This is a genomic window from Solibacillus sp. iso_87 (assembly GCF_056173085.1).
This window is the reverse complement of record NZ_CM149656.1, coordinates 141,629-154,332: the sequence shown is the minus strand read 5'-3', so window position 1 is coordinate 154,332 and position 12,704 is coordinate 141,629. Positions and strand designations below refer to the sequence as shown.

At 39.9% G+C, this 12,704-nt stretch carries 14 protein-coding genes; 6 read left to right on the top strand and 8 right to left on the bottom strand.

Annotated features, from left to right (window positions below; genetic code table 11):
* Window positions 1-30 precede the first annotated feature (30 nt).
* Genes AC0VXV_RS00780 through AC0VXV_RS00750 form a run of 7 tightly spaced genes read right to left on the bottom strand, consistent with a single transcriptional unit; the run spans window position 31 to window position 5,828 of the window.
* Window positions 31-435, bottom strand: a complete 405-nt coding sequence (locus AC0VXV_RS00780; protein WP_350479775.1) for a Na+/H+ antiporter subunit G — start codon at window positions 433-435, stop codon at window positions 31-33.
* Window positions 413-697, bottom strand: a complete 285-nt coding sequence (locus tag AC0VXV_RS00775; RefSeq protein ID WP_475529927.1) for a Na(+)/H(+) antiporter subunit F1 — start codon at window positions 695-697, stop codon at window positions 413-415. The genes AC0VXV_RS00780 and AC0VXV_RS00775 overlap by 23 nt, the downstream gene beginning before the upstream one ends.
* Window positions 694-1,176, bottom strand: a complete 483-nt coding sequence (locus AC0VXV_RS00770) for a Na+/H+ antiporter subunit E (RefSeq protein WP_413079877.1) — start codon at window positions 1,174-1,176, stop codon at window positions 694-696. The genes AC0VXV_RS00775 and AC0VXV_RS00770 overlap by 4 nt, the downstream gene beginning before the upstream one ends.
* 14 nt (window positions 1,177-1,190) lie before the next feature.
* A complete protein-coding gene (locus AC0VXV_RS00765; RefSeq protein WP_413079876.1) occupies window positions 1,191-2,675 on the bottom strand; it encodes a Na+/H+ antiporter subunit D in 1,485 nt (494 codons plus the stop codon).
* Window positions 2,668-3,006, bottom strand: coding sequence for a Na(+)/H(+) antiporter subunit C (locus tag AC0VXV_RS00760; protein ID WP_008407452.1), 339 nt, complete (start codon window positions 3,004-3,006; stop codon window positions 2,668-2,670). The genes AC0VXV_RS00765 and AC0VXV_RS00760 overlap by 8 nt, the downstream gene beginning before the upstream one ends.
* A gap of 1 nt (window position 3,007) precedes the next feature.
* Complete coding sequence (locus AC0VXV_RS00755) at window positions 3,008-3,430, bottom strand: Na(+)/H(+) antiporter subunit B (RefSeq protein WP_413079875.1); 423 nt, start codon at window positions 3,428-3,430, stop codon at window positions 3,008-3,010.
* The gene (locus AC0VXV_RS00750; RefSeq protein ID WP_475529926.1) at window positions 3,417-5,828 is read right to left on the bottom strand and encodes a Na+/H+ antiporter subunit A; all 2,412 of its coding nucleotides are present in this window, start codon (window positions 5,826-5,828) and stop codon (window positions 3,417-3,419) included. The genes AC0VXV_RS00755 and AC0VXV_RS00750 overlap by 14 nt, the downstream gene beginning before the upstream one ends.
* Window positions 5,829-6,160: 332 nt before the next feature.
* Between AC0VXV_RS00750 and AC0VXV_RS00745 the strand changes: the two genes are divergently transcribed.
* The 5 genes from AC0VXV_RS00745 (at window position 6,161) to AC0VXV_RS00725 (ending at window position 10,570) form a co-directional block, all read left to right on the top strand.
* The gene (locus AC0VXV_RS00745) at window positions 6,161-6,847 is read left to right on the top strand and encodes a histidine kinase (protein WP_475529925.1); all 687 of its coding nucleotides are present in this window, start codon (window positions 6,161-6,163) and stop codon (window positions 6,845-6,847) included.
* Window positions 6,848-6,915: 68 nt separating this feature from the next.
* Window positions 6,916-7,620: a FadR/GntR family transcriptional regulator gene (locus AC0VXV_RS00740; protein WP_475529924.1), complete on the top strand. Its 705-nt coding sequence runs from the start codon at window positions 6,916-6,918 to the stop codon at window positions 7,618-7,620.
* Between the two features lie 109 nt (window positions 7,621-7,729).
* Window positions 7,730-8,446 (top strand): (Fe-S)-binding protein, encoded by a 717-nt coding sequence (locus tag AC0VXV_RS00735; RefSeq protein ID WP_475529923.1) that lies wholly within the window; start codon window positions 7,730-7,732, stop codon window positions 8,444-8,446.
* 19 nt (window positions 8,447-8,465) lie between these two features.
* Entirely contained in the window at window positions 8,466-9,893 is a 1,428-nt protein-coding gene (locus AC0VXV_RS00730; RefSeq protein WP_475529922.1) for a LutB/LldF family L-lactate oxidation iron-sulfur protein, read from the top strand.
* A complete protein-coding gene (locus AC0VXV_RS00725) occupies window positions 9,890-10,570 on the top strand; it encodes a LutC/YkgG family protein (protein WP_475529921.1) in 681 nt (226 codons plus the stop codon). Before AC0VXV_RS00730 ends, AC0VXV_RS00725 begins: the two co-directional genes overlap by 4 nt.
* A 42-nt stretch (window positions 10,571-10,612) precedes the next feature.
* Here AC0VXV_RS00725 and AC0VXV_RS00720 read toward each other — a convergent pair whose 3' ends face one another.
* Complete coding sequence (locus AC0VXV_RS00720) at window positions 10,613-11,812, bottom strand: MFS transporter (protein ID WP_475529920.1); 1,200 nt, start codon at window positions 11,810-11,812, stop codon at window positions 10,613-10,615.
* 183 nt (window positions 11,813-11,995) lie between these two features.
* Here AC0VXV_RS00720 and AC0VXV_RS00715 point away from each other — a divergent pair, with 183 nt between their 5' ends.
* Window positions 11,996-12,676: a YetF domain-containing protein gene (locus AC0VXV_RS00715; RefSeq protein WP_475529919.1), complete on the top strand. Its 681-nt coding sequence runs from the start codon at window positions 11,996-11,998 to the stop codon at window positions 12,674-12,676.
* Window positions 12,677-12,704 lie beyond the last annotated feature (28 nt).

Below are 12,704 nucleotides of genomic sequence, written 5' to 3'. Positions count from 1 at the left end.
GTCATCACTTTTAAAATGCTTTTCAACTCATTACTTAATTTCTTTCAATGTAGCTTCCACTTCTTCTTTTACTTGCAAATTTTCTTCGCCGAACAGGATTTCATTTAACGCATCGTCTCCAGAACCTTCAGCTAGTGGTACGCGTGAACGATATGCAGCGCGACATACTAAATGCCCGGAAACAGGTGCTGTAATGAAAACGAAGATAATTCCTAAAATGAGGCGAATACTCACATAGCCATCATGTATCCAAAAGTAAATGAACCCGCCGAACAAACAAAGCAATACAGAGAGTGTCGCACTTTTCGTTGCTGCGTGTGAGCGTGTGTACACATCTGGTAAACGTATCATGCCGAATGCGCTAATGACACTCACAATTGCGCCAAACAAGATAAGAAGTGCCGCCATTAATTCAATCAGCTGATTTACGCTCAACAATGACACCTCTTTCTATATATTTCGAGAATGCAATCGTTCCGATAAATGCTAAAATCCCCAATATTAAAATGGCTTCCAAAAATGCCTTTGTTTTTAAAACAATCGACACGATGGCGATCGCAGAAATTAGATTGACACCAATTGTATCAAGAGCGATTGCGCGGTCAGGCAATGACGGCCCTTTTATCACACGGAATAGCGATAGTCCGATTGCCACCATAAATAGAACAAGTGCCGTCTTTAAAATCAAATCGATCATTGTGTCACCTCCAAAATGGCACGTTCAAACTTGCCGATTGAACGGAGTACCGTTTCTTTCGATTCTTCTATATCCATCGCATGAATATAAAACGTACTGTTATCTTCTGAGACTTCCATTACAACAGAACCCGGTGTCAACGTTAATAACAGGGCCAATGTCGTCACTTGGTAGTCTCCTCTTAATTTTGTTTCATAAGTAAAAATACCCGGTGTAAAATTCATCTGTGGATCCAGTACTTGTTTTAATACAGAAATACTTGATGAAAGCAGCTCTCGAATAAATATGAGGATGAGCTTAATAATCTTTAATACACGACGCAAGTAAAACTGTGTTCCGAAAAATCGGTGCATAGCATATAAAATCAATGTTCCGACTAAAAAGCCTGACATAAACGTCGCAAAGTCTGCAGTTGGATCATCCTTTAACAAAAACCAAAGCGCCGCAATAAATAAATTAATAATAAATTGACCTAACATGTGCTCACCCTCCTTTATTTATTCGTATTTAATATCGCATCAATGTATACGGAAGGGTTGGATAATGTGTAAGCTGCATCATTCACATAAACTGCCAGCCCTTCTGCGCCAACTCCTAAAGCAACGATACAAATCGTCAATAGCACAAACGATACCATCGCACCGCGTGGCATCCGAATTTTGTCCTCTTCATTAATCGATGTTTCTCCAAAAAATGAAGCAAGGAAAATACGCATTAATGAGTAGAGTACGATGATACTCGAGCCGAATGCCAAGGCCAGTAAAATATAGGCCTCTGCTTCAACAGCACCCTGGCCGATCAATACTTTTCCGATAAATCCGCTTAACGGTGGAATTCCGACAAGTGCACACATCATAATAAAGAACAGCCAGCCAAATACCGGATAAATTCGAATTAATCCATTCATATTTTTCACGACAATTTCCCCTGTTAATAGCACCATTGTACCTATAAGTAAAAACAGTAGCGCCTTACCAAGCATGTCGTGGATTAAATAATAAACCGCGCCTGCCATTGCCGATTCAGTTCCGATCGCAAGTGCCACCATTATAAAGCCAACACTAATGATGACGTTATACGTAGCAATTGTCCGAACATCTCGCCCGGCAAATGCGCCCATACATCCCGCTATAATAGTCAGCCCTGCCATCACACCGATCGCTGTATGCGTAACTTCCGGCTGTAACGGGAACATGAGCGTGAACGTACGGAACAATGCATACATGCCGACTTTTGTTAATAGCGCCGCAAATAATGCTTGTACTGCTGTTGGAGGCACACTGTATGAACCAGGAAGCCAAAAGAACAGCAGCAAGCCTCCTTTTAAAGCAAAAACAATTAGGAAAACAAGTGCCACAACCGTTAATAACGGATCTTGGCCGGCTTCTGCAACACGCTGTGCAATATGCGCCATATTAAGCGTCTTTAATGTTCCATACATAAACGCCAGTGCAACGAGGAAAATCCATGATGCGACAACATTAATGAGCACGTATTTAATCGACTCGCGCAGCTGCATCTTTCCCCCGCCTAATGCAACTAATACATATGACGCTAAAAGCATTACTTCAAAACAAACGAATAAATTGAAAATATCGCCTGTTAAAAACGAACCGTTCACACCTGCCAGTAAGAACAAGACAAACGGATAAAAATACATTTTTTCATGACGCTCGCCAATTGTGGAAAAAGCATAAATTAAACAGATTGCCGTAACGATACTTGCCGTTAAAACAAGAAGTACCGAAAATGAATCGGCTACAAATAAAATACCGAACGGCGGTGCCCAACCACTAAAGTCTATACGCATAATACCTTCTGTCTGAATAAGCTGTAACAGGACAACAGAAATCCCTATTATAAAAATCATAGTTACTAAACTTACAACACGTTGAAGTTTAATATTGTTATTTAAAAATACTAATAATGCGGCCGTTATAATCGGCACAATCATTGGTAAAACAATTATATTATTCATCTGATGACCCTCCAAGTTCCCCTAGATCATCGGTTCCGTTCATTAAATACATACGATAAGCCAGCACAAGTAAAAAGGCCGTAACGGCAAAACTAATTACAATTGCTGTTAAGATTAATGCTTGTGGCAAAGCATCGGTATACGGTGCTGCCGCTTGACCTAATAACGGCACACTCCCCTTCTTTAACCCGCCGACCGTCAATAACAATAGGTGAACGGCATGAGATAAAATGGCGGTGCCGACAATCACACGTATGACACTACGAGAGAGGATTAAATATGTAGCGACTGCCACTAGAATACCGACAAGTACAATCATTAATGATTCCATACTATTCATCCTCACTTATATTTAAAATAATCGTTACGAGTGTACCGACAACCGTCAATGCGACACCTGCTTCAAAAATCGTAACAGTCGACAAATGCTTCTCTCCTACTAACGGGAGGTTATAATAGCCATCTGTCTGTGTTAAAAATGGTACATCAAAGAAAATTGAGGCAATCGCCGAACCTGTCGCCAGCAATACACCGATTGCAGCAACTTTTTTAAAATCGAAAGGCATGCCTTTATGCACGGTTTCAATGTCGTACGTCAAATATAGCAGGACAATGCCCGAGCCAAGCACTAATCCGCCGATGAATCCACCACCCGGAGCATTATGTCCCGCAAAAAATAAATACATACCTAGCGTAAAGACGATGAACACAACGCCTCGTACGACTGATTTTAAAATAACATCATTTACTTTCAACGTCTGCATCCCCCTTTTTCGCCTTAAGCTTAATAAGTGTGTAGACGCCAAGACCTGCAATGAAAAGTACTACTACTTCAAGCATCGTATCAAATGCACGGAAATCACCTAAAATCGTGTTAACGATATTTTTCCCGCCCGCCAAATCATACGAGTCCTCAAAGAATTTTGAAATTGGTTCAAAACGATCGTAATTCATTACAGCTAATCCGATTAGTGTCACAGTTGCACCGACCGCAATCGAAATTGTAATCTTCGCAAAACGCCAGCTTTTCGAAATATACTCATTTTTAAGCTTCGGTAAATATTTAAATGATAGTAAGAACAGCGCTGTTGTGACCGATTCAACGACAAGCTGCGTGAGCGCCAAATCCGGGGCTCTAAATACTACGAAGAAAAAGGCAACAGAATAACCGAGTACCCCGTTCAACAGCACGACTGTAATACGCTGCTTGGCAAAAATGATTGCAATTGCAGCCGCAATCATAACGAATACAAGAACTAATTCATAAGGCTCAACAACCGAGTCTTTTGAAGGATCCCAGCTGAATACGTCAGCATAAATCATATACCCTGCAAGCAGAGTGACTAAAAACACATATATATAAACGAAATAATAAGTTAAATTACCATTCATATAACGGTTTGTTACACGTCCTGATACACCCTCACTTGAATTAATGACACGTTCATAAATCGCATTTAATGTAAAGCTTTGCGGAATTAACTGATAGACTGGACGCCATTTTTTTAATGTACGGTATAAGAAAACACCTACAACAATGACACCAAATGTCATAATAAGTTCCGTATTAATATAACCATGCCATGCTGCGATATGAGGTGTCATTTCCTCTACGGATGGGAACATTGGGTAAATGCTTGCCATCGCCGGACTTAAAATATAATGTCCTAAAACATTCGGGAATATAAAGATTCCAATAACGAATGCAACTAAAATAAATGGTGATATTAACATACCAAATGGCGCTTCATGTGGTGGCTTTTCCAGACGATCCGGCTGTATCTTCCCGAAGAATGTACGCATGACGATAATGACACAGTAAATAAACGTAAAAACACTGGCCACCCAGGAGATAATCGGGAATAAAAGACCGATGCTATCAAGTGAGAAAATATCAAGCTGTGTAATTTTTAAAGTTGCTGTAAAGAACATTTCCTTACTTAAAAAGCCATTGAATGGTGGTAAACCTGCCATTGAGGCACTTCCGATTACAGCAATCGTGAATGTAAAGGGCATTAACGACATTAATCCGCCTAATCTGCGAATATCGCGTGTTCCTACTTCATGGTCGACGATTCCGACCATCATAAAGAGCGCGCCTTTAAATGTCGAGTGGTTGATTAAATGGAATAGTGCAGCAAATGTAGCCTGCGTATAAATTACCGATTGTGTTGAATATCCAAAATGCAGTGCTGCAGAACCAAGACCGAATAAAGACATAATCAGTCCAAGCTGACTAATTGTTGAGTATGCAAGCAGTGCCTTTAAATCATACTGACGAACCGCATTGAAGGAACCCCAGAATAATGTTAGAAGACCTACCCCGCTCACTGCCCAAAACCATACTTCATGCCCGCCAAAAATCGGTGTTGTACGAGCTACTAAGTAAATACCCGCTTTTACCATCGTTGCAGAGTGTAGATAGGCGGAAACAGGTGTCGGTGCTTCCATCGCATCCGGCAGCCAAATATGGAACGGGAATTGTGCTGACTTTGTAAACGCACCTAAAAGTACAAGACACATTGCCGGAACAAAATACACACTCGATTGCACGACATCCAAATTCTCAATAATTTCGCGAATACTAAACGTTCCGGATGCAACATATAACATTAAAAAACCAGCAAGCATCGCAACACCACCAGAAACGGTAATGGTCATTGCTTTCCGCGCACCTGCACGGGATGCTTTACGATGATGCCAAAATGCAATTAACAGGAATGACGATACACTCGTTAACTCCCAAAATACATAAAGCACCATTAAGTTATCCGAAAAGACGACGCCTAACATCGCGCCCATAAATAATAGTAAATAGCAATAGAAATGGTGTAATGATTCTTTCGTTGATAAATAGAAAATTGAGTAAAGTATTACTAAACTGCCTACCCCAGTAATGAGTAAGCTAAAAATCATACTCAAGCCGTCTAAATAAGTAGTAATATTAATACCGAAAGAGGGGATCCACTCAAATGTCTTTATGAACACTTCGCCATTGGCAATTCGAGGGATATATGTAGCTAAAAGCGAAAATAAGGCAACAGGGACAATTAATACGAACCAACCTAAATGTATATTCTTAAATCTCCTGTATATTAATGGGATTAATGCTGCAGCAAGAAACGGAAGCATAATCGAAAAAGCAATAAGCAAAAGCAATAACCTCCTAACCGAGTGAGCCAATAAAATATGTAAAGTTCGGCATTCGAACAATCACACTTGACTATCTATATAACTATCTTCATAATAATGTGGCATATGGGGAATATATTTTCAAACAAGAGTAATTTAATAAAAATTACAAAAGCAAAAATATAACAAAAAATTTACTGAATATAAATATGCATCTTAGAAATAAGTATACAATAATAATGGGTGCATTGCACTGTAATAGCCTTCGTTTTATCTCAATTATGCTTAATTTCTCAAAATATATTCGGATTCAATTCATTATTATAGGATAAGAAAAAGAGGTGCGAACTAAAATGAAACATGTTAAAGGCCGATTAGACGAAAGTATTTTGGTTTGTGTATATTACGGACAAAATGGTGAGCGTTTAATTCGCCGAGGACACAAGCTTGCTACATTACTTGACTGCCCATTATATGTGTTGACTGTTGATTCAAAGCCACTTGATGCATTTGATGCGGAAAAATCCGGCTATATCGAACAGTGGAAGGAACTGACTGATGAATTGGAAGTAGAACAATTCATTATTAAGGATAATGAAAAACGTCCATTCTATAAAGTGATTACAGAAATTGCAATGGACTTTAATATTACGCAAATCATCGTAGGTCAGAGTGCTCAAAGCCGCTGGGAGGAAATCACAAAAGGTTCTTTCTTGAACGTTCTCTTAAAAGAAGTACCATTCGTTGATTTTCATATAGTATCGGTAAAGCGTCCTTCTGAGGATGAACTGATCGATGTTTACGAAAAAGGTGTTCGTGCTTATATCATCCAGGAAAATGATTATTATAAAGTCGTGTTTACATGCCCTAAAATTGTGGCTCTGGAAGGGATTTTCTTTAAGGAAATCGGGACAGACTTCGATAATGGCATATTCAAGTTTAATTATAACGGGAAACTTTTAGAGGCTGATATAACAGAAGGTACTGTTAACAACCCTGAAGTTCTTCCTAAAGATCGTTTTACATCATTAAAACCTTAATACGAAAGCTGTTTCCAAGTTATTGGAACAGCTTTTTTTAGAATTTTTATTTAGAAAGGATTAATAATATGAAATTTGAAGTACCAAAAACAAAAAAACTATATGAACAAATAGCTGCTATTATTGAACAAAAGATTACGCTCGGGGAAATTTCACCTGGTGATAAATTGGATTCAGTTGAACAGCTTGCAAAAAACTTTGAAGTTGGCCGCTCTGCAATTCGTGAAGCTTTAACTGCTCTGCAGGCACGTGGTATTATCGAAATCCGCCAAGGAGAAGGAACTTATATTCGCAAAGTAACGGCACAGGATATTTCATTAAATATTCCTACATACGCCTCCTTTTCACAGCAGGATTTACAGCAAATATTTGAAGTACGAAAAATTTTGGAATTAGGATTAATTGAAAATGCTGCAAAACGCAGAACGGCTCGTCAGCTTGAACAATTAAAAGAAGCGCTCAGTAAAATGAACGATGCGCTAATAGATCCTGAGGCAAGCAGTAACGCCGATATGCAATTTCATGCAGTCATCGCTGAAGCAGCGGACAACCCTTTACTCGTTTCGATGCTGCAAAGTGTTTCAAAGCCGATTGCACGCCAAATCCAGCATACCCGTTCCATTTTATCCACTACGGATCACGCTGCTCTATACAATTTACACGAAGAACATACCGCGATTTACAATGCTTTAGTAAATGCAGATGATATACAGGCTAAAAAGGCGATGGCAAAACATCTTGAGACTGTTGAATCCTTACTTTTCAACCAATAATGTTTTAATACGATATTATTCTCTTTAAGTCCTAATTTCTTAAGTCATCAGATGACCTGTTGACTTAATTGTCAGAAAGTTGTAAATTTAATGGAACAGGGGGGATTGGATGAATGTATCATTATTCGCTACATGTTTAGTCGATATGGTTCAAAGTAATATCGGAAAAAACACGGTTGAGTTATTGGAACGCTTAGGTTGTACAGTAAGTTTTCCAAAAGGCCAAACTTGCTGTGGTCAGCCAGCCTATAATAGCGGCTATGTAAAAGCTTCTAAAGAAACGATGAAAAACACAATTCGAGTTTTTGAAGATGCAGAAGTCATCGTCTGTCCATCAGGTTCTTGTGCATACATGCTGAAAGAATATATTCATATTTTTAAAGATGAACCGCTTTGGCAGGAAAAGGCACAACGAATTGCAGACAAGACATATGAACTTACACAATTTATTGTCGATGTACTGAAAATTGAAGATGTTGGAGCAAAACTGAACGGAACGGCTACTTATCACCCTTCCTGTCATATGACACGATTATTGAAAGTGCAGCAGGCTCCTCTCACATTGCTCCAGAATGTAGACGGTCTTGAACTGTTGGAAATGCCTTTAAAAGAAAATTGCTGCGGTTTTGGCGGCACATTCTCCATTAAAATGGGACCGATCTCAGAACAAATGGTAGACGAAAAGATTGATTCTGCCGAGCAAATTGCTGTCCATTATTTAATAGGTGCTGATGCGGGATGTCTGATGAACATCGGCGGACGGATTGACCGGAAAAACATTGACATTAAAACAATGCATATCGCAGAAATATTGAATAGCCGCTAATAGAGAGGACGTGTTTCAAATGGCGATGAAAATCAGTCAGCAAAAATTTAATGAACGTCTTTCGTCCAACTTGGAAAACGATTTTATGCGCGGTGCTGTAGCCGGCGCTCAACATCGTTTTCAAACGAGACGGAGCGCTGCTGTTGACCCTTTAGATTGGGAAGAATGGCGCAATCATGGAGAAGAAATCCGGCAGCATGTATTGGAAAACCTTGATTACTATTTACATGAATTGAGTACAAATGTTGAAGCGCGAGGCGGTCATGTATTTTTTGCACAAACTGCGGAAGAAGCTACCGAATACATTGCAGCAATTGCCCAACAGAAAAATGCAAAAAAGATAGTGAAAGCAAAATCGATGGTAACCGAAGAAATCAATTTAAACTCACACTTGGAACAACTCGGATGTGAAGTGATTGAAACTGATTTAGGCGAATATATTTTACAGCTTGATGACCATGACCCGCCTTCTCATATCGTGACACCGGCACTTCATAAAAATAAAGATCAGATTCGGGAAGTATTTGAAAAAAAAATTGGCTATAAAGCTTCCTCCCAACCTGAAGAACTAGCACTGCATGCCCGTAAAGTTTTACGTAATCATTACTTAACGGCGGATATCGGGATTACAGGATGCAATTTTGCCGTTGCCGAAACAGGTTCTGTTTGTTTAGTAACTAATGAAGGAAATGCGGATTTAGTAACTGCATTGCCGAAAACACAAATTTCCGTTATGGGGATGGAACGTTTAGTACCCACATTTGAGGAAATGGAAGTTCTCGTCGGTATGCTGACACGCAGCGCGGTTGGCCAGAAGTTGACGAGCTATATTACAGTGCTGACAGGCATAAAAGAAGCGCTCGAAGTCGATGGTCCCGAAGAATTCCATTTAGTCATTGTGGACAATGGACGTTCTACGATTTTAGGCGGCGAATTCCAGTCGATTTTACAGTGCATTCGCTGTGCTGCATGTATTAATACATGCCCTGTTTACCGCCATGTCGGTGGCCATACGTACGGATCTATTTACTCGGGTCCGATTGGTGCAGTGTTATCCCCCTTATTGGGTGGTTATGAGGATTATAAAGAGCTGCCTTACGCTTCCACTTTATGCGGCGCATGCACGGATGTATGCCCAGTGAAAATTCCGTTGCATCAATTGCTTCACAAGCATCGGGAAGTAATCGTTGAACGGGAAGGCCGTGCCCCGATTAGTGAAAGTTTGCTAATGCAGGCATTTGGAATGGGTACTTCTACGCAATCAATCTATCAGTTGGGCACTAAAGTAGCTTCAACCGTTATGAAACCGTTCACGAAAAACGAGAAAATTACAAATGGTCCCGGCCCTCTGAAAAACTGGACAGCGTATCGTGATTTTCCTTCCGTGCAAAAAGAACGTTTCCGTGACTGGTTTGAACAGCATAACAAAGGAGGCAAATCTAAATGATCCAAAACCGAGAACCCTTTTTACAAACTGTCGCTGCTCGTCTTGGCAGGTCCGCCCCTTCTTTAACAAAACCGGAACGAAACTGGAAACACCTCCCTCAAACCGAAGTATTGAAGGATGCTTCGATGGAAGACCTTATCGAAGTGTTGAGAGAACAATGTTTGAATATCCACACTACATTAAAAAAATGCACACAGCAGCAGTTGCCTGAAATATTAAATGAAACAATTGCAGGCTACGGCGGTGGGCGTGTAATTTACAGCAATGATCCGCGTTTTAGAGTTTTGAATGTATTCCCGGTTTTTGAACAATATGAACATTTAAAGTGGCAAGCTACTAACGGCGAACAAAATATTGATTTTGCTGAACAGGCAAATGTCGGTGTCGTAATCAGCAACGTGACATTAGCGGAATCCGGCACAATTATGCTTCAAGCGTCACCTGAAGTTGGCCGAACGCTTTCATTTTTGCCTGAAAATTCGATTGCTATTGTACCGAAAAGCAGCATCGTTCCACGCATGACACAAGCCGCTCAGTTTTTACGAGAGCAGTCACATGTATCGTCCTGTATTAATTTCATTACAGGACCGAGCAACTCCGCAGATATCGAAATGAACTTAGTCGTCGGCGTGCACGGACCCGTGAGAATGACATATATTTTGGTGGAGGATTATTAAAAAAGAACTTCGGACATAAAAATCCGAAGTTCTTTTATTTTCCTATTCCCCTACTCGATCACGCGGCAGGAAAAATGCTACGAGCAATAATAATGTCAGTACCGATATAGCATTCATTGTAAAGTGAATGCCCATCTTATCGATAAGGATTCCGATAACAACCGAGCCAATTGCACCCATCCCGAATGCAACACCGACTGTTAAACCGGCCATTGTACCGATTTTCGATGGGACAAGTTCCTGTGCATATACAACAGTTACTGTAAAGCTAACCATAATCAGCAATCCGATAATAATGAGTAAAACCATTACAGCAGGCAACGGAACAAACGGAAGTGCCAAGCAAAACGGAATCGGTGCGATCACCGACAGCAATATAACATTTTTCCGACCGAAGCGATCTGATAATGGACCACCAAAAAATGTGCCTACAACCCCAACTGCCATGAAGATAAAGATAAACAGCTGACCGCGCTCAACACTCATCCCATATTGTTCCGTTAAATAAAAGACATAGAAACTTGTTATATTCGTAACGTAAAATGAACGGGCAAATATAATGAACAGCAGCACGAGTAAAGCCATTCCCACTTGCTTTTTCGTTAAAGGAGGCAAGGACGAAATCAGCATTTTTTTGATTTTTGATCTTTTTTCCGCTTCGAGCTGACGTTTATACCACATCGATATTTTCGTTAATAAAAAGATACCGATCGATGTAAAAATAAGAATAACGGAAACGCCGTACATCCCGAATGGCAAAATGATGAATGCGCTTAGTAATGGTGCTAATGCCTGTCCACTATTGCCCCCCACCTGATAAATAGACTGAGCTAAGCCGCGCTTATTACCTGCAGCCATAAACGATACGCGTGAACCTTCCGGGTGGAAAATAGCTGATCCAAGTCCCAAGAATAGGACCGACACTAAAATCATCCAGTATTCGCCTGCTAATATGAGCATTGTCAGCCCGATAAACGAGCTCACCATCCCAAGCGGTAATGCATACGGAAATGGCTTCTTATCTGTCATAAATCCGACAGCCGGCTGTAACAGACTGGCAACCATATTCAGTACAAATGAAATCATACCAAGCTGTGTAAACGTTAATCCTAAGTCCCTCTCCAATAATGGGAACATTGCCGGTATAACTGCCTGCATCGTATCATTAATTAAGTGACAAACCCCTATTGAGACCATAATTGGATAGACAGGGTTTGATTGTTTTATTGTTGTAGTCGACATTTTTTCACATTCTTTCTGCTAGATCGATAACATTTCGCACAATTTTTTTATTCAGCAAGATGATTATAATTTCTCCTCAATTTCACCTCGCATATTGAATGTGTTAAGGGTGCATAGTTTATTTCTTATTCTTCATACTACCCTTTATAAGGAGGGATTATTATAGAACTGAACCTTGGTGAAATGATTTTACGAGCAAGCTGTTCATTTTTTGCAATTCTAATACTCGCTCGTATTATCGGTAAAAAGCAAGTGAGTCAGCTCACTTTCTTCCACTATGTTACGGGTATCACATTTGGTTCGATTGCTGCTGAAATTTCGACTCAAGTGGAAACTCCATTTTTAGATGGTATAGTTTCTTTAATAGTATGGGCTGTATTAACAATTGCCGTCAGCTATATTTCATTCAGATCATCAAAAGCACGTATTCTTTTTGACGATAAACCGTCGATTGTCATCAGTAACGGTGTCATTTTAAATAGTGAATTAAGAAAAGCACGGCTTCATCCGGACGAGCTTGCTATGCTGTTGCGTGAACAGAGCATTTTCTCGTTTGATGAAGTACTTTATGCCGTTTTTGAAACAAATGGAGAATTAAGTGTCCTGAAAAAGCCGCTTGCCCGGACCGCAACAACAGAAGACGTATCCGTATCTGCCCCTGCCCCTCAATACTTGCCAATGGAATTGATTTCGGATGGGCAAATTATTCAAAAAAACTTAACGGAGCTTCAGCTTACTGAAGACTGGCTCAGAAAAAAATTAGCAAAGAAAAATATCCATGACATCGATAAAGTTTATTATGCGCAAATTTTAGAAAATGGATCGCTCTATATTAGTATAAAAAATGCTAGTCCACCTTCATAAAACAATTAACTCTCATTATATTCCTAAT

Bases quoted from the DNA above. Each gene is read 5' to 3' on its own strand.
- AC0VXV_RS00775 (WP_475529927.1), bottom strand. From the start codon at position 697: ATGATCGATTTGATTTTAAAGACGGCACTTGTTCTATTTATGGTGGCA.
- AC0VXV_RS00770 (WP_413079877.1), bottom strand. From the start codon at position 1,176: ATGTTAGGTCAATTTATTATTAATTTATTTATTGCGGCGCTTTGGTTT.
- AC0VXV_RS00765 (WP_413079876.1), bottom strand. From the start codon at position 2,675: ATGAATAATATAATTGTTTTACCAATGATTGTGCCGATTATAACGGCC.
- AC0VXV_RS00760 (WP_008407452.1), bottom strand. From the start codon at position 3,006: ATGGAATCATTAATGATTGTACTTGTCGGTATTCTAGTGGCAGTCGCT.
- AC0VXV_RS00745 (WP_475529925.1), top strand. From the start codon at position 6,161: ATGAAACATGTTAAAGGCCGATTAGACGAAAGTATTTTGGTTTGTGTA.
- AC0VXV_RS00740 (WP_475529924.1), top strand. From the start codon at position 6,916: ATGAAATTTGAAGTACCAAAAACAAAAAAACTATATGAACAAATAGCT.
- AC0VXV_RS00735 (WP_475529923.1), top strand. From the start codon at position 7,730: ATGAATGTATCATTATTCGCTACATGTTTAGTCGATATGGTTCAAAGT.
- AC0VXV_RS00730 (WP_475529922.1), top strand. From the start codon at position 8,466: ATGGCGATGAAAATCAGTCAGCAAAAATTTAATGAACGTCTTTCGTCC.
- AC0VXV_RS00725 (WP_475529921.1), top strand. From the start codon at position 9,890: ATGATCCAAAACCGAGAACCCTTTTTACAAACTGTCGCTGCTCGTCTT.
- AC0VXV_RS00720 (WP_475529920.1), bottom strand. From the start codon at position 11,812: ATGTCGACTACAACAATAAAACAATCAAACCCTGTCTATCCAATTATG.
- AC0VXV_RS00715 (WP_475529919.1), top strand. From the start codon at position 11,996: ATGATTTTACGAGCAAGCTGTTCATTTTTTGCAATTCTAATACTCGCT.